Genomic DNA, 26881 nt, shown 5'->3' on the forward strand with positions numbered 1-26881 from the left:
GTGCTAACACTTTTTCCGCCTCAAAATTTGGCTGTTTATAACCAAACCAGCACATTTCCGTTTGTTTTCAGCCAAAACCATGTTCATTTTTTAAGCAAATTACATTACCATAAAACTTTACTCAGTCTAAACAGCCCAATGTGTTGAGGTTTATTCTCAGCGAACCCATTTAGTTTCACCCCTGCAACACAGCAACAACAAGAACGGCAATGAATGCCGATAAAAGGAGGTGGTGCAATGAGTACAAATACGCTATTGATTCTGGATGATGATGTCACGCTGACGACCCTGATGACTGCCGTCGCGAGAGACTTGGCGTTTGAGGTCAAACACTGTGAAGATGGCAGGCAATTTATCGATGCCATCCTCGCCTGGAAGCCATCGCACCTGGCCATCGATTTGGTCATGCCGAGTATTGATGGCATTGAGATTCTGAAAACGCTGGCGCGTATGGACTGCCAAAGCAGCATTATCCTGACCAGCGGCATCGGTTCAGCGCTACTGCCACTGGCGCAACTGACCGCCTTGGAACATCAATTGAATATCCGCGGCATTTTGCATCACCCGGTCTTACCGCATCTGCTGCAAAAATTGCTGGCGGACCATCCTTCCGTCGATTTGCATGCCACGGATCATACAGAAGTCATCAAACCACTCAGCATAGACCACGAGAGCATAAACGAGGCGATCCGCCAGCAGCAATTCGTCGTCTATTATCAACCACAAATCGAGTTATTTACCGGCGAGGTGATAGGCTTTGAGGCATTGCTGCGCTGGCAACACCCACAGCAGGGCATCCAGTTACCCGAATTATTTATTCATGTGGCAGAAGACACTGGGCAAATAGAAGCCCTGACTGAATACGTGGTTGTGACAGGCATCCAGTTTATCCAATCCATCAGTTCAACCCTATGCTTGTCGGTCAACATTTCAGCCAAAAGCCTGCACAATGACCGTTTGATCAAGATGCTGGAACAAGTCTGCCAACGGTTTGCCTTCGATCCCGCACGCATGATTCTGGAATTGACCGAAACCGCCACCATGCTGGATACACAACAGGCGGAAAGAATCCTGACTCACTTACGTGAACAAGGCTTTAAGCTTAGTATTGATGATTTTGGCACGGGCTATTCTTCGATGTCGCAATTAGCGGCGTTGCCATTTACCGAGCTCAAAATTGACAAATCATTTGTCACTACCATGGAGGCCTCTTCCAAATCACGCAAGGTGATTGCCTCTACGCTCAAACTGGCAGAAAGCCTGGGGCTGGAGACGATTGCCGAAGGCATAGAAAACAGTATGGCCGCCATCGGTTTACGGGAGCTGGGCTGCCGCTTCGGGCAAGGCTATTTTTTTGCCAGACCCATGGATGCGGCCGCCAGCAAAGTCTGGCTAAGCCACTGGAACGGACAACGCTGACCGCAGCAGCTGGCCCCGGCATATGGCCAAGGCAGCGCCTGACCCGATGCCGGTCAGGTACGCAGGTAACTGACGATCTCGGGTTCAACCATCGGGCTGGCATAGTAAAAGCCCTGGATAATCTTGCAGCCCATGGAGGATAGCAAGTCGACCTGCTGCTGTGTCTCGGCGCCTTCCACCACGCAATCAACGCCAATGCCATGAGACAAGGCCAGAATCGAACGCACGATCATTTTGCTCTTCGGATTGGTTTCCATATCATGCACAAAGCTGCGGTCCACCTTGATTTTGTTAAGCGGCAAACCTTGCACGTGACTCAGGCTGGAGTAACCGGTCCCAAAATCATCCAGCGCCAGGGAAACACCAGTTTGCCGTAACAACTCGATATTGTTTCTGCTCACAATAAAATCCTGAAGCAAGGCAGTCTCAGTCAACTCAAAGGTAATCCGTGCAGGATCGACACCACTGGCGGAGAGCATCGCCACCAGATCCTGCACCACCTTATCACTGATAATATCAAACGCCGACAGATTAAAAGACAAGCCAATCTGGGCAGGCCAGGCCTGCACGGCCTGCAAGGCCTGAGAAAACAAAGTCAGCGTCAGACTGGAGATCATGCCTATACTTTCAGCCACCGGGATAAATACACACGGGCTGACCATCCCCAGTGCCGGACTGTTCCAGCGCGCCAGACATTCAAAGGCGATGGTACGACCAGAGGGGATATCCACCATCGGTTGAAAGACCAGGAAAAATTCTTGAACCAGATCCGCAGAACGTAACGCCCGCTCAATTTGCAGGCGGCTTTGCAGCCGTTCAAGATGACGGGCCGAAAACAGCTCGGTATGGCTGCGCCCCGTGTTCTTTGCATGGTAGAGCGCATAATCCGCATACTCATAGAGTTTCTCAGACGTATCATCCACCTCAGGAAACACCGCAATACCGATAGAGGCGCTCAAATTGAATAACATCCCCTCTACGGCTACCGGCTCTTCAATCAGCGCAATCAAAGACTGACCAAGCTGCTTGAGCGCCGCTTCATCGCCAGCAAAATGCTTGTGAAAGGCAAATTCGTCGCCGCCCAAGCGGTAGAAGTGAATAGGATGCTGACATCGCGGGTAATGCTTGAGACGCCGACCGATTTCCACCAGCACAAGGTCACCAATGCGGTGCCCATGTGCATCATTCACCTGCTTGAACTTGTCGAGATCAATAATGCCAATCGCAAATTTTTTGCCTTCTGTTTTCAGATGCTCCAGCGATTGCGCTTTAATCGTGGCAAAAAACTGGCGGCGGTTTGGCAGTTCAGTCAGCATGTCCACATTGGCCAGGCGCGCATTTTCGGCGGCCAGATTTTGAGCGTGTAACGAACTGTAGACCAGGGAATCAAAGCTCTTGTTGCGGCGGTACATGGCAATCAACATGCCAATCTCAAAAATCAGGATCATGAATGCAAATGAATGGCTATATTCAATGTCGGCATACAGCACGTAAGCAAGCGTGGTGACGATCAGCATCAGATTGTAAAGGTAGGCCGGCCGACCAAGGCTGACCAGCAGAAACGGGAAACAGATGCCATATAGCGTCATCTGCACGACCAAAAAGTAGCGGCTGTAGCCTGATGAGTCTTGCAGCAGATGCAGGTCGCAAATCACAGTGGTGATGCCCGCCACAAGCAGCAAACTGGCGAAAAACTGCAAGCGTTTGCGAACCACATCCGTGTGCGGCTTTTCCTTGCGGTGAATAAACCAGTAGACAAACACTGCGGCCGAAACCAGCGTGAGCAAGGCAGGCACGACAAAGGACCAGACAAAGGGCTCATTACGGTGAAACACCGAGATTTGTGTCAGCATCGCCACCACTGCAGCCACAATCACTACAGGCACATAAGGCAGCAACGAAAAGTATCTGGCGTAAAGGATGTTTTCGTCAAAATGACGGTAATATCGTAGGTCAATCATGGGTAACACATCAAAATCTCAAAATTCGGCCCTGCCGGAACAGCCGCAAACACGCCCTATTTGCAGCAGGTGAGTATATTGGCAAATAGGCCGGGGGTTTTGTTAAATAATGCAAAAATAGAGAGGATCAACCGCGGTTGATCTGGATGCATCCAGCCCGGCAACTGCTTTTGCCATGCTGGACACGACTTGCTATGTTTATTTACCGAAGATTTCGTATCACGAATGTCCGGTTTTTTTGAGAATCAGGCAACAAGCGATGCAACCCTGGCCATCGAAGCCGTTGCAATCAGCCCTGTTCCCTTGATGAATGACCCAACCCGAATTAACGCCTGTCATTATAAAAGCGATGCCCGCAATTACTCATAGCCCAATCGGACTATTCAAGCCAGGTGCACGTAAAATGCAGGCGTAGTGACCACGCATACGTAGTGTAACGGTTGCCGAAAGGCCATTATCCAAGTATCTTTAATCGCATCCCCAGTCAGATTCAAGGTCATGATCAAAAAAGAAAAACCTGCAAAAAGCTCTACTGTCGACGCTTTGTATAGCCAGCTCAAGCAAAAAATTATTTCTTTTGAGCTCTATCCGGGCACGCGCATTACCGAACTGGCGCTGGCAGAGATGTTTGGTGTCAGCCGCACGCCGATCCGGCAGGCGCTGCAACGTCTGGAAATAGAGGGTTTTTTGAGCATACGTCCCAAGCAGGGTTGCTTTATCCGTGAGCTGGATGTGAACGAACTGATGGAGTATTACGAGGCACGCATCGCTCTGGAGTTGCTCATCGTCGAATCTGCGGTCAACGCCATGAGTGACAAGCAAGTGGAGCAGATGATGGCACTGTGGCAGCCGGAGAAGCATGATGCGGAATTACAGATGGGTATAGACCTTGGCGAAAAAGATGAGTCTTTTCATGTCGGGCTGGCCCTGGCCAGTGACAAACCAGTGCTGGCCTCGATTTTAAAAAACATTAACCACCGCATCCGCGTCATTCGTCGCCTGGACCTGAACGCTGACAATCGTAGCCAGCGCACCTATAAAGAGCATTATGAGATACTGCAGCTCATTAAAGAGCGCGACACGACCAAGGCCAAACAAGCCATGAAGCGACATATCCAGCGCAGTCGAGAATTCGCTAAAACCCTGACGCTGACTGCCTTGGCACGGCAAAAGTTCTTATCCACCCCCTCTGCCTGACCGCCTGAAAGCCACCCAGTCCGCCGCACTGGTACGGCACTTGCTTGGCTTTTGTTGTATACAATATTGCATATCAAAAAAACCTCACCAAGGAGTTTGCTTTGTCACACGCCATGCTGCAAGACACCGAAATCACACCGGCATTTGTTGCCAGCCAATTGCAATTACAGGGTATCACGCTTGACGAACAGGACCTGCTGCAAACCACGCAACATTACCGCTTGCTATTCAGCCATGCCGAACGTGTCATGAGTTGGCCGCTGGACGAGCACATTGAGCCCGCACCAGAGTTTCGCCCACAGGCAGCGAGCTAAGCGCCATGGATGGAACTCAGAATGCAATCGAGATTGCCAACGCAATCCGCCTGGGAACCGTCTCAGCCCTGCGCGTGACCGAGGCGGCGCTGGCCGACATTGCGCGCCATGATGGCCGCTACAACAGCTTTACCACCGTAACTGCGGGGCGTGCGTTGCAAGAGGCCGCGGCCGTGGATGCGGCACGTGCCCGTGGCGAACTGCTGCCACCCCTGGCGGGCGTGCCGTATGCGGTGAAAAACCTGTTTGATATTGCAGGGTTGCCTACCCTGGCCGGGGCCAAAATCAACCAAAGTCATGCCCCCGCCAGCACCGATGCGCAGCTAGTGCAGGCCATGCAGCGAGCGGGAGCCATCTTGCTCGGCGCGCTCAATATGGATGAGTATGCCTATGGCTTCACCACAGAAAACCACCATTTTGGCCCCACCCGCAATCCGCATGACCCGACACGTAGCGCTGGCGGCTCTTCTGGCGGTTCAGCCGCCGCCGTCGCTGCCGGGCTGGTGCCGCTTACGCTAGGCTCAGACACCAATGGCTCAGTACGGGTGCCCTCGTCCATGTGCGGCCTGTTTGGCCTCAAACCGACGTATGGCGCACTCTCATTGGACGGCATGTTTCCGTTTGTGCACAGTTTTGATCATGCCGGGATTTTTGCGCGCTCCGCGCAAGACTTGTTGCTTTGCTTTGACGTGCTGCAAGGCAACCCCAGCGCGGACGCAACGCCACGATTAGTCTCAGACACGCCACGCCTCGCCCGCCTGGGCGGCTATTTTGAGCAAGGCGATGCGCAAGCACAGGCCGCCGTCGCCGCCGTGTGCCACGCCTTGCAGGTGACGCAAGTGGTCGAGTTACCCGAAGTGGCGCGCGCCCGCTCAGCCGCCTATCTGATTACCGCCAGTGAAGGCGGCAACCGCCACCTGACCCGCTTGCGCATACAGGCCGCTGACTTTGACCCGCTGACTCGCCCCAGGCTGGCGGCAGGCACCACGCTACCAGCCGCCTGGTATCTGCAGGCACAACGCCTGCGGCGCTGGTTTTTTGAGCAAGCCATGCAAGTGTTTGCGAGCACGGATGTGCTGATTGCACCGGCCACCCCTTGCTGCGCGCAACCGCTGGGGCAAGAAGACATGGTGATCAACGGCAACCGTATGCCGTTGCGACCCAACATGGGCATGTTTACCCAGCCGATTTCGTTTATTGGCTTGCCTGTCGTCGCGGTGCCTGTGCATTTGCCCGGCCAGCTGCCGATTGCGGTACAACTGATAGGTGCGCCCGGCAAGGAGGCGCAGCTGCTGCAACTGGCACACCATTTACAGTCGTTGTCAGTCTGCCAGTCTCCCGTGGTTAGAAACTGATACAGAGGTGACCCATGCTGATTAATCATCCCCCTGTCCTCGCCGAAGTCACAGCGGTATTTGCTGACTACGAACGTGCCCTGGTCAACAATGACGTACAAGCCCTGATCCATTTCTTTTGGCAAAGCCCTCTCGCCGTGCGCTATGGCGCTGCCGAAAACCTGTATGGCTGGGAGCAGATTGTCGCCTTCAGAAAACAACGCACGCCCCCGCCGCCACGCACCCTGTTTAATACGGTCATCACCACCTATGGCCTTGACTATGCCAACGCCAGCACCGAGTTTAGGCGCGACAATGGCACAGGCCGGCAAAGCCAGAGTTGGATACGCACTGAACAAGGCTGGAAAATCGCAGCGGCGCATGTGTCCCTGATGCCGGACTAATGCGCTCGCTTGGTGCGAGCCGCACTCTTTTGGCGAGCACTGGCTGATTTTCCGCATCCAGACCAAGCAGATTAAAAAATAATTCCCTTGTTTTAAAAGCCTTTTTTTCAACCAGGCATAGACGCAACTCAGGCATGTGATTTGCTTTGTTGTATACATTGATGCATTTTATAAAGTCCTTTCAGATGATCGCCACCCTGCAAACAGTCACCGTCCCAGCCACGCCCGAAGCTTTTGTCTTTGATCCTGCACGCACTGCACTCATGCTCATCGATATGCAACGCGACTTCATTGAAGAAGGAGGCTTTGGGCAAAGTCTGGGCAATGATGTGCGTTTGCTCAAAGCGGCAATTGCCCCCTGCCAGGCCGTGTTGGCGGCGGCCAGGGCGCAGGGCATGCTAGTAATCCATACCCGTGAAGGCCACCGACCAGACATGTCTGACGCCTTTCCAGCCAAAGTGGACCGGGGCGCGCCAAAACTGCGCATCGGCGATCAGGGGCCCATGGGGCGTATCCTGATTCGTGGCGAACCGGGGCACGAGATTATCCCGGCGCTGTCACCCATCGCTGGCGAACCCATTATCGACAAGCCAGGCAAAGGCGCCTTTTATGCCACCGACCTCGAACTGCTATTACGCAAGCGCAACATTGAAGCGCTGATTGTCTGTGGCGTGACGACCGAAGTCTGCGTGCATACCACGGTGCGCGAAGCCAATGACCGCGGTTTCCGTTGCCTGATTCCTGGCGATTGTTGCGCCTCATACCACCCCGAATTTCACGCCGTCAGCCTGCGCATGTTTGCCGCCCAAGGCGCGATTTTTGGCTGGGTCACCGATAGCCTGCCACTGGTACACGCATTGCAAAAATAATCAGGCATCCCGCCATTTGAGGAGAATCCCCATCATGAAAACCGCTTCAGGCATCAAACTCTGGTCACCGGGCGACTGGAACGCGCTCTTTGGTTTTGGCACCAATATTCTGGTCAATCTGCTGGTGCTCACCGGCCTGCTCAGGTTTGTGCTCAAAATGCCGGACGAGATGGTGTTCGGCCGCATCCTGCCGGCCACCGGGCTCATGCTGTTTCTGAGCACCATGTATTACGCCTGGCTCGCCTATCAACTCGCCAGGCAGACCGGTCGCAATGATGTGTGTGCGCTGCCGTCTGGCGTCAGCGTACCGCACATGTTTGTGGTGGTGTTTGTGATCATGCTACCCATCTCGCTGGTCAGTGGCGACCCGGTCAAAGGCTGGGAGGCCGGACTGGCCTGGGTGTTTATCCAGAGCTTTGTGCTGATGCTGGGCGGCTTTATTGCGCCGGTGATCCGCAAAATCACCCCACGTGCCGCCTTATTGGGCACGCTGGCAGGCGTCTCCGTCGCGTTTATCAGTTTGCGCCCGGCGCTGGAGATGTTCATGACGCCCATGGTAGGCGTGGTCTGCTTCGCCATTATTCTGGCCAGCTGGTTTGGCGGCGTGCGCTATTTCAAAGGCATCCCGGCCGGGCTGGTGGCGATTGCCGCCGGGACGCTCATCGCCTGGGGTTCTCACCTGTTCGGGCTCGATTATGCCCACATGAGCCTGAATCACGTCAGCGCCGCCCTTGCCAACTTTGGCTTTTCCATCCCGCTACCCGCCATCAACCATGTGTTTTCAGGCTTTGAATTTTTAGGTGTGATTCTGGTCACCGCCATCCCGTTTGGCATTTATGACCTGGTTGAGGCAATGGACAACGTTGAGAGCGCCGCCGCCGGTGGTGACAGCTTTCCGACAACAAGGGTGTTGACGGCCGACGGCGTGATCAGCCTGATTGGCTGCCTGATGGGCAACCCATTTATCAATGCGGTCTACATTGGGCATCCCGGCTGGAAGGCCATGGGCGGCCGCATCGGCTACTCAGCGGCGACCGGGATCATCGTTTTGCTGCTTTCCTGGCTGGGCATCATCGCCCTCATGGCCTCCTTGATTCCGGTGGTCGCCATTTCGCCTATCTTGCTCTATATCGGCATGCTGATTGGCGCACAAGCATTTCAAGAAACGCCCAAGAGCCACGCGCCTGCCATTATTCTGGCCTTTTTGCCACATGTTGCGGCCTGGGGGAAATTGCAAATTGACAACGTCCTCGCCGTCGCTGGCACCAATGCCGCCACCTTGGGGCTGGATAAACTCGGCCAGGTGGGCGTGCTCTACCACGGGCTGGAGGTGCTGGGTGGTGGCGCCATTTTAGGCGGCTTGATGCTGGGTGCGATTGCCGCCCTGGTCATAGACCGCAAACTGGCAAAAGCCGCTGGCTTTGCACTGGCAGCGGCGCTGTTTACTTTTTTTGGCCTCATGCATGGCGAGGCGATCGGCATTGGCCAATCGCTACCGATTGCCGCCAGTTATCTGGTGGTGGCGATCATGCTGTGGCTAAGCAGTAAATATGCGCGCATTGAGGCCTTGCCCACCGGCCTCAGCAGCCAGCACTAACCCCGTGCCAGCCACCCCGACCAATGCCGGAGCCCTGCCCCCACATGAATTTGAACATTTCGCATCTGAGCGCCGCTTATCGCGCTGGCAGCCTGAAACCCAGCCAGCTGGTCCGGCAGCTGGCAGAAAAAATCCATGCCGAAGATACGCACCATATCTGGATTGACCGGATCAGCCTGGAAGAGATGCTGATCTACGCCTGCCAACTGGAGGCGATGGACCCGACCAGCCTGCCTTTGTACGGCATCCCGTTTGCCATCAAAGACAATATCGACCTGGCCGGATATCCTACCACGGCCGCTTGCCCGGACTTTGCCAACACGGCCGACCAACATGCCACGGTGGTCAGAAAACTGATTGCCGCGGGCGCGATCCCGGTCGGCAAAACCAATCTGGATCAATTTGCCACCGGCCTGGTCGGCGTACGCTCGCCGTATGGCGCCTGCAAAAACAGCATTGATCCTGACTACATTTCCGGCGGCTCCAGTTCGGGTTCTGCCGTGGCAGTTGCGCTGGGCATGGCCAGTTTTAGCCTGGGCACAGACACGGCAGGTTCTGGACGGATCCCGGCCGCGTTTAACAATCTGGTTGGCATCAAACCGACCTGCGGCCTGCTTAGCACGCATGGGGTGGTGCCGGCCTGCCGTTCACTCGATTGCGTCTCTATTTTTGCCGGTACCGCCGAAGAGGCACGCGCCGTGTTGCAAGTCGCGCAAGGAGAAGACCACGAGGATGCCTATTCACGGCGGGCACCCGCGCAGGCAGTGCACACTTTTCCACCCCGCTTTCGCTTTGGCGTGCCCCGGACTGAGCAACTGAATTTTTTTGGCAACCCCGAGACGCCCGCGTTGTTTGCCCACGCCGTACAAGCACTGACCGCGATAGGCGGGCAAGCCGTCGAAATAGATTTTTCGGTATTTCTCAACACGGCGCGCTTGCTTTATGAGGGCGCCATCGTCGCCGAGCGCTATGCCGCCATCCAGCCCTTTATTGAATCACACGCAGAGGCCATGCACCCGGTGACGCGTAGCATCATTCAGGGGGCCAGCAAATTCAGTGCAGCCGACGCCTATGCCACGCTATACCAGCTCAAAGCCAACCAGGCGCAGGCCCAGCAATGCTGGGATGAGGTTGACCTGCTGGTCACGCCGACGGCAGGCACGATTTACACCATACAAGAAGTGGAACAGGACCCGATCCAGACTAATAGCAACCTGGGCTATTACACCAACTTTATGAACCTGCTGGATTTGTCTGCTATCGCCCTCCCGGCTGGATTCCAGCACAACGGCCTGCCGTTTGGCATTACGCTCTGCTCACCGGCTTTTCATGACCTTGCGCTGGTTGAACTGGCGCAACGGCTAGGCCGCTAACCGCGCTAAAAAATACAAGGAAACACGCATGTCCATGATAGAAGTCGCCGTCTGCGGCGCGCATATGCAAGGCCTGCCACTCAACCCGCAATTGCAGGCATTGCAGGCCACTTTTGTGCGCGCCACGCATACCTCGGCCGACTACAAACTCTACCACCTGGCCGGCTTTCACCCACCGCGCCCCGGCCTGGTCAGAGTCAATACAGGCGGCAGCGCAATCGCCCTGGAGATTTGGCAACTGCCGCTGGAGAACTACGGCAAACTGGTTGCCAGCGTCCCGGCCCCGCTCGGCTTTGGCACCCTTACGCTGCAAGATGGCCAACAAGTGGCCGGTTTTTTGTGTGAAGCCTACGCCAGCGCAACCGCCACGGATATCTCGGTCTTTGGCGGCTGGCGGGCTTATCTGCATGCACAAAGCCAGGGCAGCAATAAATAGCGCCCGCCTCCAGGCCGCATGAAAAACCAATTCATTTTTCATCTGGTCGTAACGGCGAATCAGTGCAGATCAAGCCATTGATTTAATAGGGAGATTGGCACACTCAATGTTCTTTTGCCATTGACTGATGGCATTCGTCGGGCGCTGCTCGAGCAGTCCGTGCCTGTGGCTCTATCCAGGTAATGTGCGCGCCGCTGGTGTGCGCAATCTGATCCAGTTGTGCGATCTCGTGTGCGGAGCGTTGCCGGCGGTTAAGCTTGAAGCCCAATCCGGCCTTCAAGATGCGGATTAACTGTGTGGTGGGCTGATGATCAAAGCGCATGGAATGGGCCTTTCATAAGCGTGTGCATAAACATAAGCAGTATCCGTCGTATCGCCGGTTGGCCGCATACGGAGACACCAGCGTCAGCAATCCCGCCTAAGCGGGATTGTTGCGGTCAGCATTGCATAAATGCCTGACTCATTTTTCATGGCAATTGCAGGCAGACTGCGTTTTCTGCTGGGCCGAGTTGCAGGCTTCCATCGCTTTTTTTGCACTTTCTTTGGCTTCTGAAACATTATTTTTATGATAGCTCTCTGATGCATTGAGATGATGTTTGGCGGCCGCTTCATGATCCGTCGCAGCTTGTTGATGTAATCCACTGGCTTGATTGGAAATTGACATGGCGTAAATCCTTTATGTGGTCGATCTGTGTCTGGCCGTTGGAAATTCAACAACCATTCTTTGCAGTCTACCGGGCACGCAAGGGGCTGTTTGTTCGCTAGCCAACACGGTCTGGCTTATTCAGTCGTGACCCCGTCAAAGGGCAGCTTCGAGACATCTGCATACACGCGCAGATGACAGACGGTGCCCTCTTGATGACTGGGTGGCGAGTAGAGGCTGTGTAGTTTCAAGTCCAGTTTGCCCGTATTGATCAGGTGATGATGGCCCCCGGCTGGCACCATCATCGCATATCCTTGTTCAACTTCTGCGGTGAAGCCATGGATGATGATGTGCGCCCTTTTACACGCGTAAAAACTGGTCTTGCATCTATACTTCAAAGCCGGTTTCCTCGCCCGGTTTGAGTGTGACCAGAAGCAACTGGCTATACTGTCCTGTGGATACCACCCGCCTGCAGTCTGTATTCATCCTGAAATCTGTATTCAGCAAAGTGGCTTGATGAAGATTCTGCATATATCCATGCATCACGATTTCCTAAGCGCGGCGTCATGCCACAGAGGGTGAGCAAGAGCTCGCCGAACTGGCCCACTTCAGGAGGCAGATCACGAACAGGTGGCCTTTACCAGTTGAAAGACCAGGTCATGCGGTTCAATGGTGTTTGATCTCCTGTACCGACTGGGCAAACGCATTGATTTGCTGATTGGCCTCTTGCTTGTTGATGCCGTAAATTTGCTGCAGTTTTTCTACGAGAATCTCCCGCTTGCCCGCAATGTCATAAATATTGTCCTGGGTCAGACGCCCCCATTTGCCGAGAATCACCGTTTCCAGCGCCTTCTAGTCCGCTTGTATCTCGCTCCATTCCATACTCGCTCTAGACTTTATCCAGCATGAATAGGCGATACACCTCGATTTGAGACTTCAGAATGGGGCGCTGAGCGATGGAGCTCGCAATAAACAAGGTTGACATACTGCGCGAGGAGATAATGCCTTTGTAGTCATCAACCACCATTCACAAAACACTCAAGGCGCGCTCGATGCACGCACTTAAGCCAGGCATGTGTTATTCAATATACTGATTTTTGTCGGCACTTTGGCAGACGCTATTACGCCATTCTTTTGACAAGTGGCGCCGATTGCCAGGATAGTGATCTTCAAGGCCACTGATCTCCACAATACGATCCACCAGAAAGATTCTAAATGCCTGATGTAACTCACACCACGCGGCAATGGACCAACGCGAATCGACGAACCCTAAAATAAGCGGCCAGATCACATACGCCAAAGTGTCACCCGTTTTGTTGATATAAGCCACTTTGAGTTTTTTTTGCTCGCGCATGGCATAACGCACTACGCCTGAATCAAAATCTACGACAAATGGTCTTTCGCCGACATAAAGCATGTCATCCTCCATGAATAGTTTCATGTCCGCAGGAATGACTGCTCCAATCTTTGCCAGTGCATTTTGAGCCCCAAGCGCGAGCGCTTGATCTGTTTGTTGACTCACCCATTGCGCACCTGCGACCAAAGCTTGCAATTCGTCTTCATTGAATGTCATCGGCGGCAGCAAAAATCCAGGCTTTAACATGTACCCTACGCCTGCTGCGCCATCAATTTTGGCACCCATGGCCTGCAACGTTGCAATATCACGGCGAATTGTTCGCAACGAGACATTGGTTTCTTGCGCCAGCATTGCGCCGGAAACACTCCCGCGATGTCGACGCAACACTTGCATCAGTTCGTTGAGGCGATGGCTACGAGACATTGTTACTCCATGGCGATAACACCTTTGCCCCCTATTTTGAGTCCACCCTCAATTTCACTCATCAGATTTACACCATCGATGAGCGATACGATTCTGCCAATCGGTAATTGGAGCTTTCCGAGTTCCGCCGCTTTTGCGACCTTGCCCAAAGTATACTCGCTCGGACTGCCTATCAGCACCTGGTAGTTTTTCGAGAAAATCGCCCGCAGGAATTTCATTGGTTTCGGGTCAAGGTCAAGAAATACACCATTTTTCTTGAGCAGCTTCATCCCTGTGCTTGCGGAAATGGTTGTTGAGGTATCGTAGACAATATCGAACTTTTGCGTCAGGGCATGCAAATCCACTTTTCGATAGTCGTAGACATGGGCTAATCCCATTTTTTGCATTTTTTCCATATCTTCACGGCGGCAGCTGCCAGAGACGATGGCCCCCAGCATCTGCGCGATCTGAATCGTTGCTATCCCAACAGCCCCGGCACAACCGTTCACAAATACATGTTGACCAGCCCTCAGGCGGGATTTTTCCACCAACCCTCTCCACGCCATAATGCCAGGCGTCGCCAAACAGGCTGCATCCTCAAACGAGACTGTATCCGGTTTGTGTGTCACAAAGGACTCATTGGTGACTAGCATCTCGCCGAACGCGCCGGCCTGTTTCAGTCGTGCCATGCCAAACACATGGTCGCCTGGAGCAAAGCGTGTCACCCCTCTACCAGTTGAAATCACCGTCCCCGAGAAGTCCAAACCCATTGCCCGAGGGAAGGTGTTTCCGGTCAGGATTTTCATCGTGCCATTGCGTAACTTCCAGTCGATGGGGTTGATTGCAGCATATTTCACCTTCACAAGTAGCTGGCCCTTGCCGGGAGCTTCCACTTCAAACTCCTCCAGGCGCATCATACTTGCCCCGCCATATTGATGGTACTGAATGCGCTTCATGCGGACACGCTTTGTTTCTGGATAGTTATACACTTGTTCATATTCATTTCGATGGCGTATTGAAATGCTTACTATAAACAGTGCACATGCCAGATTTTGTCACCATCTTCATCCAGACACATCCAACGTTCTGTCGTTAGTTATCCGAGTCAAGATTCAGCAGCTTTTTTGAAATTAACTTGAGAGATAACTCAGGGATTGGTATTCGCAGCGTAACTGCCCCAGCCAGAATGACACAGGGGTCTGATTTTGCACGAAATCAATACATGCGTGAGATGAGAACCCCTCAATGAAAAAAGGGTTACGATCCTCGCAACCCTTTTTTAGACTCACATGCGTTTGACTCTTGAGATTTAACCCGAACCTTAATTTTGCTTGGTATATTGACCACTTTTAAGGCCCAATCTTTTAGGTTGAAGTGCAAATTCGAAATGAATCGTTACGATCATCCACCTAACTGTGGGGCACTTTGAGACACTCTCTCAGCCCTGACAAAGACATTTCTACAGCCTTGGAGAGTTGTTTAAAGTTCGATCCATCTTTCGCTCTCAAAGCCATCCCATGAATAACCATTAAGTAATACTCAGCCAAGTCAAGTGAATTGAACTCTTCTCTAATTTGCTTTTGATCTATTGCAAGTTGGAACCGCTTGATCAACAGTTCTTTATATTCTTCTCTATAAGAGCGAACCAAATCTACTAGCTCGGAATGTTCGGGAGTCGCATTAATTGCAGAAGTCATGATTAGGCATCCCCGAGGATTGGCTGAATTCATAAAAAAACTCAAATTGGACTCTAAAAGTTTTTTGATTGAGATATAAATATCAGGCTCTTCAGTCAGGGAACTGAGCGGTCCGTTAAGTATCATCTCAGAATAAGCTTTCACAGCTTCAACGAAGATTGAGTCTTTATTCCCAAATGCAGCATAAACACTTGGGCCCTTGACTCCAATCGCCTCAACAAGATCAGACATTGTAGTTCCCTCGTAACCCTTAGCCCAAAAAACATACATAGCGTTTCTCAATGCTAAAGACTTGTCGAATGATCGCGGCCTTCCTGCAGGTGCCATAAATATTTCCCCTTAAATCTTTAATAATTGTAGTAAAAAAATAATTATATAACTCAGATTACATAATTATATTGACAAAAGCAAGCCTTCAACCAATAATGTAATCCAGGTTACATTATTAATGTGAATCTAACTTTTTTGCAACGTGGAAGGAAACAAAATGTTTTATTCAAAAGTATTGATCGCAACTATCACCGGCTTTGCAATTGCAAACGCTTCTTTAGCCCACGCAGACAGCTTGAAGTCTGAGTCTGAATTTATCAATAAAACCTTACTGGGTAACTGGAAAGCACAAACCGTATCAAAGAATGATGAGGTACGGAATGTAGATGTATCCAAGGACCGTTTTATGGATAACATTCTTGGGAAATTTAAAATCGTAACGAAGGAAAATAATACTGCTGAAAAAAGTGTTGATAACTCCTTAAAGCGATATACAGAGCAATTCGAACATGCTAAAAAGTCCTAAACATATTTAGCAATAAATAAAGCCCATTGCTTAGGCAATGGGCTTTAAGCCTGAAAATGTAATGTCACATTTTCAGGCTGAGGTTTCACTTAATTTGCCTGCAAGTATTGGGATATGGTCTTTTTTAAATCCTCTGGATTATCCACGCTGAGGAAATGCCCAGAACCCGTGATAGTCTCAAGCTTTGCGTTTGGTACTTTCTTCCAAGTCAAATATCTTTCGGCTTGTGTTGACCAGTCATTTTCTCCGTATATCAGCATTACAGGGCTTTTGATCTTATGATATTGATCAGTGGCCTGCGCCCAACTGCGCCAGTTTTTTAATATGTTCCTGCCAAGAAAACTGTAGCCCGGCCGATGTCCTGTTTTATCAAACATTGTCATTAACCAGGTTGGGATTTTTTTGATTTTTGTGACGCCGCCATTCATCACCAGGCTCAAGAAAAATCGATTCTCAAGCGCAGCAAAAATCGCCCCATTGATGGGAATTGAGTAATTCCACATCATGAAGTTGGCAATAAAGTTGCCACGCCGGATGCCATCTGCGTAACGGGTTTCATAATCGTATGTATTGACCGCAATCACCTGCTTAATCTTATCTGGGATTTGTGCAGCGACCGTGAGAGACAGTGTCGCGCCAATAGACTCACCAATTAAGGTGAGATTGGTCAAATTCAGCTGATCAATTAAATCAAGCACAGAGGCTCTCAAATAGGGCTCGTCGTAGTTGATTTTCTTATTGATGGACGATTGACCGTGGCCAGGCAAATCGATGGCATAGACGGTAAATTTGCTCGCATAAAATGGAATCATCTCGCTAAACAACTCAATTTGCGTTCTGATCGTATGCATTAAAAGCAGCGGTTCTCCACTCCCTGTTTTAATGACTCGAACCGTTTCTCCATCTTTAAGCGTGACAAAAAATTCCTCTCCGTTAAATTTAAGATCTGTTGGTGCATCACTCATTTCATTCTCCCTTATCAAATTAATTAGTACTTATCATTTCGAGTGAAGTGATATTTAAGTGATCACCCCCAGGTTTGATCCATCATGCTCAACCGTTAAAACGTTTAAAAATGACAGATGCATTAACCCCGCCAAATCCAAACCCATTCGAAAGGGCATATTCAAGATGTCGATGAATGGGAGCTTGTGTCGTAATCGCCAGCCCAGTTGCCCGCGCATCTGGCGCGTACAAATTGATTGTGGGTGGGCAACACTGCGCTTCAATTGCTTTAATGGTAAAAATGGCTTCTAGACCGCCCGCTGCGCCCAGCAAATGTCCAGTGGAAGACTTTGTGGCACTGATCACAGGTTGGGCATGACGCTGACCAAACACAGTTCTGATGGCTGCCAGTTCACTTGCATCTCCCATGGGGGTAGACGTGGCATGCGCATTGATATGGTCAACGGCCTCGGGAGATATGTGTGCTTGATTAAGGGCAATCATCATTGCCCTGGCAGCACCGGAACCCTCCTCGGGGCTGGAGGTGATATGGTAGGCGTCAGAAGTGGTTCCATATCCCACTAATTCAGCAAGCGGTTTTGCACCTCTCGCCATGGCGTGTTCATAGGACTCAATCACCAAAATACCAGCCCCCTCTGCCATCACAAACCCATCACGATGTGTGTCAAACGGTCTTGAGGCTAACTCAGGGCTTGCCGCGTATCTTGTACTCAGTGCTTTTGCGGCTGCAAACCCGCCGAGGCTGACTTTATCAATACAAGCTTCTGTCCCCCCACAGATTGCGATATCGGCTTCATTGGCATGAATCATCCTGGCTGCATCGCCAATCGCTTGTACGCCTGCTGCACAGGCGGTAACCGGAGCACCGAGTGGTCCTTGGAATTGGTGTTTAAGTGCTATCTGCGCAGCCGCCAAATTGACCAAAAATGATGGAATCGTAAATGGCGAGAGCTTACCCACACCCACTGCTTCGCCTGTGCGGACTGCATGTGCAATGGCTGGGAAACCACCCACCCCTGAAGCGACAATGGTGGCAGTGCGTTGTTTTTGAATCTCAGTCATCGGTAGCCACTGGGCTTGCTGAATGGCCTCGTTAGCGGCAATCAGAGCAAATTGAATAAATCTGTCAGAGCGTCTTAACTCTTTTGCATCGAGATATTCAGACAAATTGAGCCCCATGCTCGGATCAAGTTCTGATTGCTTAACCCAACCGGCGATGTTGACTGGGCTGCCTTCTGCCAACGCATCAGGGAGCGCAGAGATCCCAGACTTTCCCTCCAACAAATGTTTCCATGCCAAGTCAACGCCTGTTCCAAGCGGACTGACTACGCCCATCCCAGTAATCACAATACGTTTCATCATAAATTTCCCTAAAGGCCTATTGAGTTAAATTGGCAAGTTGTTTTGGGTGGGTATTGATCGGGATACATAACATGGCCGTGATGAGTGCCAATGCAATATGTATGCTGTACGTTGGGATAAAGTCACCCGGCTTGAGCAGTGCTTTACCAAGGAATAACACGGTGATGGACACACCTATCACCGTGCCAATTTGGCGGGCAGCGTGATTGATGGCAGAACCAACGGCATAGTCTTTTTGCGGCAAACCAAACATGGCAGCAGCGGATAAAGAGGGCATGACCAAGCCGACAGAGATGCCGCTTAATAGTAAACCCGGTAGCCATGTAGCCAGATAATTAGGGGTGGTATCGGGGACCATTAAAAACCACAGCCCACTGAGGGCGTAGGTCATGGTGCCTGTGATAAGCAAAGGACGATGTCCCACTTTGGAGGCTATTTTCCCTGCAACCAATGCGGTAGGCACAACCATCAGTGGCCCTGGCATGACAGACGCACCGGCTAAGGACTGGTTTAAATGCCATATATTCTTCATCCAAAAAAAGAATGAAAAAAACATGATGGAAAACGCAATCCCGAAGGTGATGCCTGCCAGGTTTGCAAATAAAAAGGTTTTGTTTTTAAACAGGCTGAGGTCAAACAATGGTTCTGGGTAAAACTTCGCCCAAGGAATATAACTTGCCAGCAACACCCAACCTAATATCAGAATGGCTGTTAACTCATAGGGATTCCAACTAGGCGACTTCATCTCAACAATCGCAAACGCAATTGCTCCCACACCGACGACCAACTGCAACATGCCGACGAGATCAAGCCGCATATGCGCTCTTGGCTGAACCGACTCATGCAATACAGCTAAGCTTTGCCATATGCAGAATAATCCAATCGGGATGTTGATAAAAAATGCCCACTGCCAGCCGCCTACATCAATAATCCAGGAACCAATCCCCGGACCTAATGCCGCGGCCAAAGCACCAACAGCGCCCCAAGCACCCATGATGACTGACCGCCTCTCGCGAGGAAACGCCTCCAATACCAGCGCCAATGCAGAGGGGGTCAGCAGACAAGCGCCGATAGATTGAAAAACTCTGGCGACAATAAGCCATGAGACACTTGGGGCGGCACCGCATGCAAATGAGGCGCTGATAAATAACAAGGTGCCTAATGTGAATATTTTTTTACGCCCAAATTTATCTGCAATACCACCCGCCGGGATCAGCATGGCAGCATAGACAATAGAGTAGCCGCTCATCGCCCAGGATAGATCAGCGGCAGTAGAGTCCGGAAAGCTACTGAGAATATTATTGAACCCAGCATACAGAATCGTCGTATCCAGGGAGGACATAAAAATCGCAATACTGGCGATTGCGAATACCCGCCAAGCTGCCGGGATTGCTTTATTTGCAGACACTAACTGCTGTATGTTTGAGTTCATGACATTCTCTGATTTGACTTAGGCGTATTAGTAATACTGGCCACAACGCCTTGATTCGTTGCGGCCAGTGTTCGCTTAGTGACTCAGAAAGAACTCAGCTGTGTTTACAAACGAATCATGGTACTGAAAAATCGAACCGTGATTGGAGTCTGGATATAACAGCAATTGCGCATTTTTAAGCTGCTTATATAGGGTAATCGAACCCTCGGTTGGTAACATGGTGTCATTGCTACCCGTCACCACCAAAACCGGTTGTTGAATGGCTTTTAACGTTTTGAATTCAGGATCAGGTGTGCTCGTCCATACAATTAAGGCCTTGCCATGTGCATCTGCAATCTCCTTACCACTTTCAGGGTCACGCCCTTCTTTTCTGGCATAGACGCGAGACAAAAATGCAGCGGCGGCTTGCTTCCCTGCATCACTTTGAGAGAAGAACAGATAGTCGCGAGGATCTGGCGCATTGGCTCTGGAAAAAGCCTCACCCAATACTTTCATCAGATGATTGCCACCGCCTTGATGGGTAGTCCCGGCGAGAATCACTTTTCGAACCAGTTCTGGATGTTGCGCAGCAAGTTCTTGGGCAACAAACCCACCCATCGAAAACCCCAACACATCCACTTGCTTATAGCCCAGCGCTTGAATAAACGCATAAGCATCTGTGGTCATTTGTGCAATGTTGTCGGCAACCACTCCATTCGTAGCACCAACGCCTCTGTTATTGAATACAACCACTGGACGATGCTTGGCCAAGGCATTCACTACCGCCGGATCCCAGGCATCCATATTGCCAGTGAAGTGCTGAAGGAGCACTAATGGAGTACCTGATTGAGAGCCTAAAGTGCGGTAAGAGAATTTAATGCCATTGGCCTCTACAAATTTTGTGGCCGCTGTCTCCAGTTTATCTGCAGCCAAGGCCGTGCCTGACTCTATGATGGATAAGGTAGTGGCGATGAGTAACAATGATCTTAAAATTTTATTCACGAATATCTCCTGTTCAGTCAAATGGATGATTGGGTTCTTAGGTGGTGATTAGCTCAGGTAACGATTCGCTGGTTTAGCTAATGACAAATGCGGCCCCAATGCTTTTCTTGCCGCATCAAATGCTTGCCAATCCTCAATATTTGGCAAAGATGGAATAGTGATCACCTCGCCCAAATCAAATCCTCTTAGCGCGGCATCTACCAAATCATCAGTTTTCATCACCATTTCAGGCGGCAAGTGACTTGCTGGCATATTCACTTTGTCCAGGAACGGCGTATCGGTCGCACCTGGCAACACCACCTGAATGCGCACCCCTTTGTCACCAAGTTCATGCTGCATGGATTGGCTAAACATCACCACATAAGACTTAGTTGCGTTGTAAACGCCATTGAACATTTCAGGAATATAGGCAAGCACTGAGGCAACATTGATGATGGCCCCTTTGCCTTCAGCAAAAAATCGTTTGGCAGCTGCGCCGGAGAGTCGTGTGAGCGCGGTGATGTTCAATTGGATCATGGTCTCCATCGCATCCATATCAGACTCAACCAACGTCGTAGACGCACCACCCCCGGCATTATTCACCAGCAGGGTAATACTGCTATCTTCCCGTAAGCGTGTTTCGACTTTTAATAAATCAGCCTTGAGGGTCAGGTCGGCCGGCATGATTTCTACCTGACTTCCAGATGCACTCTTAATACCATCTGCTACTTTTTGCAGCTTTGCTTGATCACGTGCCACCAAAATCAAGTCATAACCTCGCTTTGCTAGTCGGTCTGCATACACAGCCCCAATCCCAGTTGATGCACCTGTGATCAATGCTGTCCCAAGTTTATTCACTGCATTCATTTTTTCACCTCTTTACGGTTTAACAGTTATGTATATAAATACCAATCGGTACATAAATACTATGCAACAAAATTTGCTCTGTCAACATTTTTTTGTAACAATTGGTATAAATTACTTAAGTGAAGAAAATTGAGATGACTGAAGAGTTAAAAAAGACACGAGGTCGCCCCAAAATGTTTGATAACGAGGTGATCCTGGACAAGGCTTTGAAAGTCTTTTGGGAAAGGGGCTATGAAGGCGCCTCAATGGCCGAGTTAACCTCCACGCTCGGTGTGAATAAGCCAAGTTTGTATGCTGCGTTTGGCAATAAGGAAGAATTGTTTAGGCAAGCGCTTTCTAAGTATGTCTCCGGTCCAGCTTCATTTGTGAGGATGGTGATGAAAGAGCCAACAGCGCGCAAAGTCGCAGAAAAGTTTTTATTAAGTAGCGCGGAGTTTCTAACTAGTGAAGCACATCCCAAGGGATGCATGATCGTGCAAGGCGCCCTTTCATGCGGTGAAGGCGCACAGATCATCAAAGAACAGCTTATTCAGTATAGAAAACATTATGAGGGCTTGTTGACTGAGCGATTTGAGTTGGCACAACTTGAAGGTGATTTATCGCCTGACGTAAATGCCGTTGATTTATCTAAATATTTAGCTACTCTACATCAAGGAATGTCAGTGCAAGCGGTCAATGGCGCCACTCAAGAAGAACTTAAAAGAATGGTTAATGTAGCCATGTTGAATTGGCCGAGCAAATAAGGGTATCTATAACTGTGGTGCCGTCTGCAATTTAACAAAATATAATATATATAAATCAAATACTTATAAAATTTATTGCAAACAGACTTTCCAAATTATTTGTAACATAAGTTGAGATTTAACCCTAACAAACTAGCCCACACATCAGTAAACACAGCCAAATTTAATACACTGCCTACTTATCAAGTCTTAAGTAAGTCCAAAAATAAAGGCCGCATATGCGGCCTTTATTTTTTTATATCAGTGATAAATGTTAGTTAATTTTCCTCGCCCTAAAACCGAGTATGACTATCAACCCCATCATCAATAAAGCATAGTTATGAGGCTCTGGAACAGGCGTTGTCACAGCTACAGAAGAAAATTTGCTATTTCCTAATGTGAGAGAGTTATTCCAATTATTAGCCACTACAGTTCCGGTCACATTTCCGCTGCTACCGTAAATTGTCGCATCCGTTGCTAGGATGCTTGCACTGAAGTTGATGTTGTTAAGAGTCAAGGATGTGGCATCGTAAAAGTTAAACAATACATTATAAGCACTGAATGCAGACCACCCACCGGTAAGATTAACCGAGCTTCCAGAGACATTCAGGATCAATGTTGAACCTGATGCAATGTTAGAGAAACTCCAGTTGTTGATATTGGATAAATCAGAACCCGAAAGCGTGAAATATTCGACACTGCTCCCTGTACCTGACAGATATCCATTGGTTCCATAGTTGTAACTTACGGAACCGGTCGAAGCTGTTGCCGCAAGATTGTCAGAGAGAGCGTTTAATTGAGTCTTAGCTGATACAAAATCAATTGGAGAAGTTGCGGCAGTTGAATAGCTATTGTAGTAATCGTACTGGGGCTTAGTAACACTACCGCCGACCCACGTCGTACCAGTAACATTGCCATATGATTTGGTTAGATTTCCACCAACAACAAGGCCATAACTATTCTTTGCTGAATTAGAAATGGTAGAAGTACTGATGTTTGCATTCCCACCAACTGCCACGGCTCCAGAAATTGAGTTCCAGTTATTGCTTTCATAGTTGCCAAAAACAAATACGTTATAGTCACGTGCTACACCTAAATCAATAGTGTTAGCGAAGGACTGGTTAGCGAAAAAGGCTGCGGTAAGTATCAAACCATTAATTAATTTCATCTGTACTCCAAAAGCTCAATTCAATCTTAGATTGTCGTTGTTGCATTTAACATTAAAATGCAGTGATGTGCATTAGCCCAGACTGGTATTTTACCTCATCCCATCTTCAAGGGATTAATGAATCGCCACTACTCATGATAAATAGATATCGAAAACAATAGCTATAAAATAAGAAAGCTTGTATTGCAGGCTTTCTTAGTGTAAATGTTGCTTGGTATTACCCTTGACTGTTGTTGTAACTCTCTGAGTTTACTGAAATGACACTCTCGACTTAAATTGCAAAAATCTCAAGTTGAATTACAAACGACAAAAACCCATAAAATTTTTATGTATTAGCCCTTGAAATCAAAAAATCCCGCCCCAAATTAGCAATCAAGGTGCGCGAGTGCTAAAATGCGTACCGCTTTGATTGTTTTAGTTTTAACGTTATCTCTATAACACTTTAGGAAAACTCCAAGGAGAATCTCATGAACATTCGTCCGTTGCACGACCGTGTAATTGTTAAACGCGCTGCTGAAGAGCGCACTACTGCTTCTGGCATTGTGATCCCTGACAGTGCAACAGAGAAACCAGACCAAGGTGTGGTTCAGGCAGTTGGCAATGGCAAAAAAGATGACAACGGCAAGGCTATCGCTTTGGACGTGAAAGTCGGCGACAAAGTATTGTTCGGCAAATACTCCGGCCAAACAGTGAAAGTCAACGGCGAAGAGCTGTTGGTGATGCGCGAAGAAGACATTATGGCGATTGTTGAGTAATCACTCGCAACTCAATCCCACACATTTGTAATTTAGGAGAATTTAAATGGCAGCTAAAGACGTAAGATTTGGTGATGACGTTCGCCAAAAAATGGTAAATGGCGTTAACGTATTGGCTAACGCTGTTCGTGTAACTTTGGGCCCTAAAGGCCGTAACGTGGTATTGGAGCGTTCTTTTGGCGCGCCAACCATCACTAAAGATGGTGTGTCTGTGGCTAAAGAAATCGAACTGAAAGACAAGTTCGAAAACATGGGCGCACAGATGGTGAAAGAGGTTGCTTCTAAAACCAATGATATCGCTGGTGACGGTACAACGACTGCGACTGTGTTGGCACAAGCCATTATCCGCGAAGGCATGAAATCTGTCGCTGCCGGCATGAACCCAATGGACCTGAAGCGCGGTATCGACAAAGCAGTTGAAGCTGCTGTAGCTGACCTGAAAGCACAATCCAAACCCTGTACTACCAGCAAAGAAATCGCCCAAGTTGGCGCGATCTCTGCTAACTCTGACGCCTCTGTTGGCCAGATCATTGCGGATGCAATGGACAAAGTGGGTAAAGAGGGCGTGATCACTGTTGAAGACGGTTCAGGCCTGAGCAACGAGCTGGATGTGGTTGAAGGTATGCAGTTTGACCGTGGTTACCTGTCTCCATACTTCATCAACAACCCAGAGCGCCAAATCGCGTTGCTGGACAACCCATTCGTGTTGTTGCACGACAAAAAAATCTCCAACATCCGTGACTTGCTGCCAACCTTGGAGCAAGTAGCGAAAGCTGGCCGTCCATTGCTGATCATCGCTGAAGATGTCGATGGCGAAGCGCTGGCAACCCTGGTAGTGAACAACATCCGCGGCATCTTGAAAACGACTGCAGTTAAAGCCCCAGGCTTTGGTGACCGTCGTAAAGCCATGTTGGAAGACATCGCGATTCTGACTGGCGGTACTGTGATCTCTGAAGAAGTGGGCCTGAAACTGGAAGCCGTACAACTGCACGATCTGGGTCAAGCCAAACGCATCGAAGTGGGCAAAGAAAACACCATCATCATTGACGGTGCTGGCAACGAAGAAGCGATCAAGGCACGTATCACTCAAATCAAAACACAAATCGAAGAAGCTTCTAGCGACTACGACCGTGAAAAACTGCAAGAGCGCGTGGCCAAACTGGCTGGCGGTGTTGCCGTGATCAAGGTTGGCGCGACGACTGAAATCGAAATGAAAGAGAAAAAAGCCCGCGTGGAAGATGCATTGCACGCGACACGTGCTGCGGTTGAAGAAGGTATTGTGGCTGGCGGTGGCGTGGCATTGATTCGTGCCCGCGAAGCGATTGCCAAAGTGAAAGGTGACAACCTGGATCAAGAAGCCGGTATCAAGATCGTTCTGCGTGCGGTTGAAGAACCACTGCGTCAGATCACTCAAAACGCTGGCGTTGAACCATCAGTCGTGGTGAACAACGTGGCTGCCGGTAAAGGCAACTACGGTTACAACGCAGCCAACGAAACCTATGGCGACATGGTTGAGATGGGCGTACTGGATCCAACTAAAGTGACCCGCTCCGCCTTGCAACACGCGGCTTCTGTGGCTGGCCTGATGCTGACCACTGACTGCATGGTGGCTGAACTGCCTAAAGAAGATGCACCAGCAATGGGTGGTGATATGGGCGGTATGGGTGGCATGGGCGGTATGATGTAATTTTTGCATTTAAGCAGTTCAGTGATACTGCGTTGCTTATCCTTGTCGTACTTGTTGTACTGCCTACGGATAGCTGCTTTGTTACACTTTTCTGCTTAACGCAAAAACGCTCTAAGTACCATCAAAAAAACAAAACCCGCTTCGGCGGGTTTTTTGTTTATGATACTCAGGCCACCATCAGTTTTATAAATCTCACTCACCATGCCATTTATTAAAAAACATCTATTGATTGCTTTATTTGCCCTGACCGTTTCCTCGCATCTTTATGGTGCCAATATAACCGAATCTGAAGACTCCTTTACAGAAGTCATCAAAGCAAAAATCCAATCCAGACTTAGTGATGTGTCTGTGAACGTTAAATCACCGCTTACGCTCTCTGTTGGCGACTTTGATGTCAATTTACATCGCTTCTATACATTCTGCAAAAACAATGAAAAAGAGTGTAACGCTTACCTAGACCCATTCATCAACAAAATGATTCAGGCATATAAAGATATCAACACTCCGCCTAACAAAAGTGCAATAGGACTTATCATACGCACGAATGAATATCTAAAAAATGCAACGCTGTCTGGAACTAAAGTACTCAACCAGCCCTTTCTACAAGGATTCGTGATACTGCCAATCTTGGACAGCCCAACAAGCTTACGCAATGTTGGTGAAAAAGATTTGAAATTGTTAAATTTGACTGAGGCTCAGTTATTTGAGTTAGCCAAAAAAAATTTGGATCAACAAATAAATGACACGGGCAAGAATGTGAAGCCTGTGAAACCAGGAGAAATAGGTACAATTCGAGGAAGCATTTTTGCTCCGTCTAGACTGATAAATCATCAAAGCTGGTCAACAGTTGCCCAAGCTCAAGCCGGCAAGCTTATTGTTTCTATACCAACAACCGATACGGCACTCTATATCGCAGAAACATCGCCGGTCGCAATTGATGCGCTACAAACATTAACAAATCAAGTCATTAGAGAATCACCCAATCCACTAAGCGACAAGCTTTTCATATGGTCAACAGAGGGATGGGAAATACTCCCTAATAAAATAAATTAAATAAATGATCTTTTCGACGTAACGTTGCCAAAATTTAATGTCGGCATTTTAAACACTGAGAAACTTCATGTGGCTTTGTGTTATGTCGCTGTTTAATTCATAATCTTACG

The 26881-nt window shown here is 49.5% G+C and carries 28 protein-coding genes; 14 read left to right on the top strand and 14 right to left on the bottom strand.

The window, feature by feature from the left end:
- Positions 1 to 237 precede the first annotated feature (237 nt).
- Positions 238 to 1419, top strand: a complete 1182-nt coding sequence (locus AACH41_RS11070) for an EAL domain-containing response regulator (protein WP_338655092.1) — start codon at positions 238 to 240, stop codon at positions 1417 to 1419.
- Between the two features lie 53 nt (positions 1420 to 1472).
- Here AACH41_RS11070 and AACH41_RS11075 read toward each other — a convergent pair whose 3' ends face one another.
- Positions 1473 to 3380, bottom strand: coding sequence for an EAL domain-containing protein (locus AACH41_RS11075; protein ID WP_338655094.1), 1908 nt, complete (start codon positions 3378 to 3380; stop codon positions 1473 to 1475).
- Positions 3381 to 3878: 498 nt separating this feature from the next.
- On the opposite strand from AACH41_RS11075, the gene AACH41_RS11080 reads away from it, so the two are divergent.
- From AACH41_RS11080 to AACH41_RS11115, 8 genes are all read left to right on the top strand, one after another.
- Complete coding sequence (locus AACH41_RS11080; RefSeq protein WP_313986852.1) at positions 3879 to 4577, top strand: GntR family transcriptional regulator; 699 nt, start codon at positions 3879 to 3881, stop codon at positions 4575 to 4577.
- Between the two features lie 44 nt (positions 4578 to 4621).
- Positions 4622 to 4891, top strand: a complete 270-nt coding sequence (locus tag AACH41_RS11085) for a hypothetical protein (protein ID WP_338655097.1) — start codon at positions 4622 to 4624, stop codon at positions 4889 to 4891.
- 5 nt (positions 4892 to 4896) lie between these two features.
- Positions 4897 to 6246 carry an AtzE family amidohydrolase gene (locus tag AACH41_RS11090; RefSeq protein ID WP_338655099.1) on the top strand — a complete coding sequence of 450 codons (1350 nt, stop codon included), beginning with the start codon at positions 4897 to 4899 and terminating at the stop codon, positions 6244 to 6246.
- Between the two features lie 14 nt (positions 6247 to 6260).
- Complete coding sequence (gene hpxZ, locus AACH41_RS11095; protein ID WP_194748548.1) at positions 6261 to 6629, top strand: oxalurate catabolism protein HpxZ; 369 nt, start codon at positions 6261 to 6263, stop codon at positions 6627 to 6629.
- Between the two features lie 185 nt (positions 6630 to 6814).
- Positions 6815 to 7498, top strand: coding sequence for an isochorismatase family cysteine hydrolase (locus AACH41_RS11100; RefSeq protein WP_338655103.1), 684 nt, complete (start codon positions 6815 to 6817; stop codon positions 7496 to 7498).
- 34 nt (positions 7499 to 7532) lie between these two features.
- Positions 7533 to 9095: a hypothetical protein gene (locus tag AACH41_RS11105; protein WP_338655105.1), complete on the top strand. Its 1563-nt coding sequence runs from the start codon at positions 7533 to 7535 to the stop codon at positions 9093 to 9095.
- Positions 9096 to 9139: 44 nt separating this feature from the next.
- On the top strand, positions 9140 to 10468 hold the full coding sequence (gene atzF, locus AACH41_RS11110; RefSeq protein WP_338655107.1) for an allophanate hydrolase: 1329 nt from the start codon (positions 9140 to 9142) through the stop codon (positions 10466 to 10468).
- Positions 10469 to 10496: 28 nt separating this feature from the next.
- Positions 10497 to 10904 carry an amidase gene (locus AACH41_RS11115; protein WP_228518817.1) on the top strand — a complete coding sequence of 136 codons (408 nt, stop codon included), beginning with the start codon at positions 10497 to 10499 and terminating at the stop codon, positions 10902 to 10904.
- Positions 10905 to 11007: 103 nt separating this feature from the next.
- Here AACH41_RS11115 and AACH41_RS11120 read toward each other — a convergent pair whose 3' ends face one another.
- The 7 genes from AACH41_RS11120 to AACH41_RS11150 form a co-directional block, all read right to left on the bottom strand.
- Positions 11008 to 11226: a hypothetical protein gene (locus AACH41_RS11120; protein ID WP_194748551.1), complete on the bottom strand. Its 219-nt coding sequence runs from the start codon at positions 11224 to 11226 to the stop codon at positions 11008 to 11010.
- A gap of 138 nt (positions 11227 to 11364) precedes the next feature.
- Positions 11365 to 11568 carry a hypothetical protein gene (locus AACH41_RS11125; RefSeq protein WP_194748552.1) on the bottom strand — a complete coding sequence of 68 codons (204 nt, stop codon included), beginning with the start codon at positions 11566 to 11568 and terminating at the stop codon, positions 11365 to 11367.
- Between the two features lie 116 nt (positions 11569 to 11684).
- On the bottom strand, positions 11685 to 11852 hold the full coding sequence (locus tag AACH41_RS11130) for a hypothetical protein (RefSeq protein WP_194748553.1): 168 nt from the start codon (positions 11850 to 11852) through the stop codon (positions 11685 to 11687).
- Between the two features lie 361 nt (positions 11853 to 12213).
- The gene (locus AACH41_RS11135; RefSeq protein ID WP_228518818.1) at positions 12214 to 12384 is read right to left on the bottom strand and encodes a hypothetical protein; all 171 of its coding nucleotides are present in this window, start codon (positions 12382 to 12384) and stop codon (positions 12214 to 12216) included.
- 241 nt (positions 12385 to 12625) lie between these two features.
- A complete protein-coding gene (locus AACH41_RS11140) occupies positions 12626 to 13327 on the bottom strand; it encodes a YafY family protein (protein ID WP_275356162.1) in 702 nt (233 codons plus the stop codon).
- A 2-nt stretch (positions 13328 to 13329) separates the two neighbouring features.
- Positions 13330 to 14262, bottom strand: coding sequence for an NAD(P)-dependent alcohol dehydrogenase (locus tag AACH41_RS11145; RefSeq protein ID WP_194748555.1), 933 nt, complete (start codon positions 14260 to 14262; stop codon positions 13330 to 13332).
- Between the two features lie 453 nt (positions 14263 to 14715).
- Positions 14716 to 15330, bottom strand: coding sequence for a TetR/AcrR family transcriptional regulator (locus AACH41_RS11150; RefSeq protein ID WP_338655114.1), 615 nt, complete (start codon positions 15328 to 15330; stop codon positions 14716 to 14718).
- A 160-nt stretch (positions 15331 to 15490) separates the two neighbouring features.
- Between AACH41_RS11150 and AACH41_RS11155 the strand changes: the two genes are divergently transcribed.
- Positions 15491 to 15799, top strand: a complete 309-nt coding sequence (locus AACH41_RS11155; protein WP_338655116.1) for a hypothetical protein — start codon at positions 15491 to 15493, stop codon at positions 15797 to 15799.
- 89 nt (positions 15800 to 15888) lie between these two features.
- Here the strand turns inward: AACH41_RS11155 and AACH41_RS11160 are convergent, their stop codons facing one another.
- The 5 genes from AACH41_RS11160 to AACH41_RS11180 form a co-directional block, all read right to left on the bottom strand.
- Positions 15889 to 16764, bottom strand: a complete 876-nt coding sequence (locus tag AACH41_RS11160; protein WP_338655118.1) for an alpha/beta hydrolase — start codon at positions 16762 to 16764, stop codon at positions 15889 to 15891.
- Positions 16765 to 16852: 88 nt separating this feature from the next.
- Positions 16853 to 18127: a beta-ketoacyl-ACP synthase II gene (fabF, locus tag AACH41_RS11165; RefSeq protein WP_338655120.1), complete on the bottom strand. Its 1275-nt coding sequence runs from the start codon at positions 18125 to 18127 to the stop codon at positions 16853 to 16855.
- A 16-nt stretch (positions 18128 to 18143) separates the two neighbouring features.
- Positions 18144 to 19559, bottom strand: a complete 1416-nt coding sequence (locus AACH41_RS11170) for a DHA2 family efflux MFS transporter permease subunit (RefSeq protein ID WP_338655121.1) — start codon at positions 19557 to 19559, stop codon at positions 18144 to 18146.
- A gap of 75 nt (positions 19560 to 19634) precedes the next feature.
- Positions 19635 to 20540: an alpha/beta hydrolase gene (locus AACH41_RS11175; protein ID WP_338655122.1), complete on the bottom strand. Its 906-nt coding sequence runs from the start codon at positions 20538 to 20540 to the stop codon at positions 19635 to 19637.
- 48 nt (positions 20541 to 20588) lie between these two features.
- Complete coding sequence (locus AACH41_RS11180) at positions 20589 to 21386, bottom strand: SDR family oxidoreductase (protein ID WP_313986945.1); 798 nt, start codon at positions 21384 to 21386, stop codon at positions 20589 to 20591.
- A 134-nt stretch (positions 21387 to 21520) separates the two neighbouring features.
- Here AACH41_RS11180 and AACH41_RS11185 point away from each other — a divergent pair, with 134 nt between their 5' ends.
- On the top strand, positions 21521 to 22129 hold the full coding sequence (locus tag AACH41_RS11185) for a TetR/AcrR family transcriptional regulator (protein WP_275356174.1): 609 nt from the start codon (positions 21521 to 21523) through the stop codon (positions 22127 to 22129).
- Positions 22130 to 22382: 253 nt separating this feature from the next.
- On the opposite strand, the gene AACH41_RS11190 is transcribed toward AACH41_RS11185, so the two are convergent.
- The gene (locus tag AACH41_RS11190; protein WP_338655127.1) at positions 22383 to 23276 is read right to left on the bottom strand and encodes a choice-of-anchor A family protein; all 894 of its coding nucleotides are present in this window, start codon (positions 23274 to 23276) and stop codon (positions 22383 to 22385) included.
- A gap of 467 nt (positions 23277 to 23743) precedes the next feature.
- Here AACH41_RS11190 and AACH41_RS11195 point away from each other — a divergent pair, with 467 nt between their 5' ends.
- The 3 genes from AACH41_RS11195 (at position 23744) to AACH41_RS11205 (ending at position 26771) form a co-directional block, all read left to right on the top strand.
- Positions 23744 to 24031: a co-chaperone GroES gene (locus AACH41_RS11195; protein ID WP_194748562.1), complete on the top strand. Its 288-nt coding sequence runs from the start codon at positions 23744 to 23746 to the stop codon at positions 24029 to 24031.
- Between the two features lie 46 nt (positions 24032 to 24077).
- Positions 24078 to 25718: a chaperonin GroEL gene (groL, locus tag AACH41_RS11200; protein WP_194748563.1), complete on the top strand. Its 1641-nt coding sequence runs from the start codon at positions 24078 to 24080 to the stop codon at positions 25716 to 25718.
- Between the two features lie 201 nt (positions 25719 to 25919).
- A complete protein-coding gene (locus AACH41_RS11205) occupies positions 25920 to 26771 on the top strand; it encodes a hypothetical protein (protein WP_338655131.1) in 852 nt (283 codons plus the stop codon).
- Positions 26772 to 26881 lie beyond the last annotated feature (110 nt).

The sequence above is a fragment of the Methylophilus sp. DW102 genome (assembly GCF_037076555.1).
GTDB classification, from domain to species: Bacteria; Pseudomonadota; Gammaproteobacteria; order Burkholderiales; family Methylophilaceae; genus Methylophilus; species Methylophilus glucosoxydans.

Excerpts from the sequence above, each read along its gene's own strand:
- atzF (WP_338655107.1), top strand. The coding sequence starts at position 9,140 with ATGAATTTGAACATTTCGCATCTGAGCGCCGCTTATCGCGCTGGCAGC.
- AACH41_RS11115 (WP_228518817.1), top strand. The coding sequence starts at position 10,497 with ATGTCCATGATAGAAGTCGCCGTCTGCGGCGCGCATATGCAAGGCCTG.
- AACH41_RS11190 (WP_338655127.1), bottom strand. The coding sequence starts at position 23,276 with ATGAAATTAATTAATGGTTTGATACTTACCGCAGCCTTTTTCGCTAAC.
- AACH41_RS11180 (WP_313986945.1), bottom strand. The coding sequence starts at position 21,386 with ATGAATGCAGTGAATAAACTTGGGACAGCATTGATCACAGGTGCATCA.
- AACH41_RS11100 (WP_338655103.1), top strand. The coding sequence starts at position 6,815 with ATGATCGCCACCCTGCAAACAGTCACCGTCCCAGCCACGCCCGAAGCT.
- AACH41_RS11170 (WP_338655121.1), bottom strand. The coding sequence starts at position 19,559 with ATGAACTCAAACATACAGCAGTTAGTGTCTGCAAATAAAGCAATCCCG.
- AACH41_RS11145 (WP_194748555.1), bottom strand. The coding sequence starts at position 14,262 with ATGAAGCGCATTCAGTACCATCAATATGGCGGGGCAAGTATGATGCGC.
- AACH41_RS11140 (WP_275356162.1), bottom strand. The coding sequence starts at position 13,327 with ATGTCTCGTAGCCATCGCCTCAACGAACTGATGCAAGTGTTGCGTCGA.
- AACH41_RS11155 (WP_338655116.1), top strand. The coding sequence starts at position 15,491 with ATGTTTTATTCAAAAGTATTGATCGCAACTATCACCGGCTTTGCAATT.
- AACH41_RS11205 (WP_338655131.1), top strand. The coding sequence starts at position 25,920 with ATGCCATTTATTAAAAAACATCTATTGATTGCTTTATTTGCCCTGACC.
- groL (WP_194748563.1), top strand. The coding sequence starts at position 24,078 with ATGGCAGCTAAAGACGTAAGATTTGGTGATGACGTTCGCCAAAAAATG.
- hpxZ (WP_194748548.1), top strand. The coding sequence starts at position 6,261 with ATGCTGATTAATCATCCCCCTGTCCTCGCCGAAGTCACAGCGGTATTT.
- AACH41_RS11105 (WP_338655105.1), top strand. The coding sequence starts at position 7,533 with ATGAAAACCGCTTCAGGCATCAAACTCTGGTCACCGGGCGACTGGAAC.
- AACH41_RS11090 (WP_338655099.1), top strand. The coding sequence starts at position 4,897 with ATGGATGGAACTCAGAATGCAATCGAGATTGCCAACGCAATCCGCCTG.
- AACH41_RS11075 (WP_338655094.1), bottom strand. The coding sequence starts at position 3,380 with ATGATTGACCTACGATATTACCGTCATTTTGACGAAAACATCCTTTAC.
- fabF (WP_338655120.1), bottom strand. The coding sequence starts at position 18,127 with ATGATGAAACGTATTGTGATTACTGGGATGGGCGTAGTCAGTCCGCTT.
- AACH41_RS11185 (WP_275356174.1), top strand. The coding sequence starts at position 21,521 with ATGACTGAAGAGTTAAAAAAGACACGAGGTCGCCCCAAAATGTTTGAT.
- AACH41_RS11070 (WP_338655092.1), top strand. The coding sequence starts at position 238 with ATGAGTACAAATACGCTATTGATTCTGGATGATGATGTCACGCTGACG.
- AACH41_RS11130 (WP_194748553.1), bottom strand. The coding sequence starts at position 11,852 with ATGATGGTGCCAGCCGGGGGCCATCATCACCTGATCAATACGGGCAAA.
- AACH41_RS11160 (WP_338655118.1), bottom strand. The coding sequence starts at position 16,764 with ATGAGTGATGCACCAACAGATCTTAAATTTAACGGAGAGGAATTTTTT.
- AACH41_RS11080 (WP_313986852.1), top strand. The coding sequence starts at position 3,879 with ATGATCAAAAAAGAAAAACCTGCAAAAAGCTCTACTGTCGACGCTTTG.
- AACH41_RS11120 (WP_194748551.1), bottom strand. The coding sequence starts at position 11,226 with ATGCGCTTTGATCATCAGCCCACCACACAGTTAATCCGCATCTTGAAG.
- AACH41_RS11125 (WP_194748552.1), bottom strand. The coding sequence starts at position 11,568 with ATGTCAATTTCCAATCAAGCCAGTGGATTACATCAACAAGCTGCGACG.
- AACH41_RS11150 (WP_338655114.1), bottom strand. The coding sequence starts at position 15,330 with ATGGCACCTGCAGGAAGGCCGCGATCATTCGACAAGTCTTTAGCATTG.
- AACH41_RS11195 (WP_194748562.1), top strand. The coding sequence starts at position 23,744 with ATGAACATTCGTCCGTTGCACGACCGTGTAATTGTTAAACGCGCTGCT.